Origin of the sequence: Elstera litoralis (genome assembly GCF_000963705.1) — a bacterium.
Lineage (GTDB): Bacteria > Pseudomonadota > Alphaproteobacteria > Elsterales > Elsteraceae > Elstera > Elstera litoralis.
The window spans coordinates 1-1,230 of the sequence record NZ_LAJY01000847.1 but is presented as its reverse complement, the minus strand read 5'-3'; the positions used below and the strand labels follow the sequence as shown (position 1 = coordinate 1,230).

The window sequence follows — 1,230 nt, the reverse complement described above, 5'->3', positions numbered from 1 at the left end:
GAAGCGATTGAGAATATCGACATAATCGCAATGGGTGGCGGCAGAGCACCAAAACTAGCCGTTCGTCAGGGCAATCAGCAGGATTTGCCATCGGCAGGCCCACTGCTGAAAATACTACGAGATTTAATTACCAAGAATAAATACCGTCTCATAATTCTTGACCCTCTCGGTAAACTTCACGAATTGAACGAGAATAGTAATGAGGATATGACGCGACTGTTAGAGATGATAGAAGATGAAGTTATTAAGGAAGTTGAGAAAATCGGGACAAACTGCACTGTTCTTATATCGCACCATGAAAGTAAAGCCGGGCTGACCCGAGAGATGGAGGCTGATTCTGCGGGGGTCGTGGGGCTTCGTCGGTTAGCGCATCGGTTCGAATCGCACAAACTTTGCAGACAATGACGTTATTAGAAGCTAAAAAAAGAGAGATGATAAAGGAATCATTAGAAGAGGATGATGAAGGCGAAATAGATCACGAAGAAAGATTATCCTGGGTTCGATACAAGAAGGCAGGGAAGGTAAATAATAGCCCACGAACTAATGATGATTTTATTTGGTTAAAGCGTTCGGAGGGAGGAATACTATTACCGGGTGATCCTCCCGCGCCCAAGAAAACGAAGACGGGGGTAAAGGAAAGAGTTGCAAAGACACATAGAGGGCGAGGAGGAGTCAGAAATACAGAGGTTGATAATGATAACCGTGAACTGATGAAGGTATTGAAAAATGCAACAAATTAATCAAAATCCCGAAAATAAAGATACGTTAACAGCACGGTTTTATAATGAGGTGCGAACAGGCTTATTCAAAAATAATAGCAGGAGGGGGAGAAAACCCCCTCCATTTCAAAAAACTATTATAACCACTAATGGCGCTTTTCAGCAAGAAATCGAAATACGATCATCGACCACATTATATCGGTCGCACCTATTTCTTTTTCTAACGCTTTGCAAAAATTGCGTCGGAAAAAAGGCGTTATTAGAATCAGCGAGAATGACCCGCTTATTGCAGCGATGCGCGGAGTTGGAGAGTTTTCACGAGGTGCAAAAAAGATAACAACGAGAATATCGTTACGAGATATTGCAAAGAAATTAGGAAGGTCAACGGGAGGTAAATCATTAGAGCTTATTATGTCTTATCTCCGTGATCTAGCATCAACGACTATATTTATTCGTTGGCAGAATGAGAAAGGAAAGAAGGAGGAGTATAGCAGCGCTTTGATTGGCTTTA

General features: G+C 42.1%; 3 protein-coding genes. All 3 read left to right on the top strand.

Features of this window, described 5'->3' with window-relative positions:
* The coding region (locus VZ95_RS20175) for an AAA family ATPase (protein ID WP_045777456.1) at positions 1 to 405 on the top strand (405 nt) is incomplete at its 5' end.
* Entirely contained in the window at positions 402 to 740 is a 339-nt protein-coding gene (locus tag VZ95_RS24625; protein ID WP_156995465.1) for a hypothetical protein, read from the top strand. The genes VZ95_RS20175 and VZ95_RS24625, both read left to right, overlap by 4 nt.
* A 216-nt stretch (positions 741 to 956) precedes the next feature.
* A partial coding sequence (locus VZ95_RS27670; protein WP_232302783.1) for a hypothetical protein occupies positions 957 to 1,230 on the top strand: 274 nt, incomplete at its 3' end.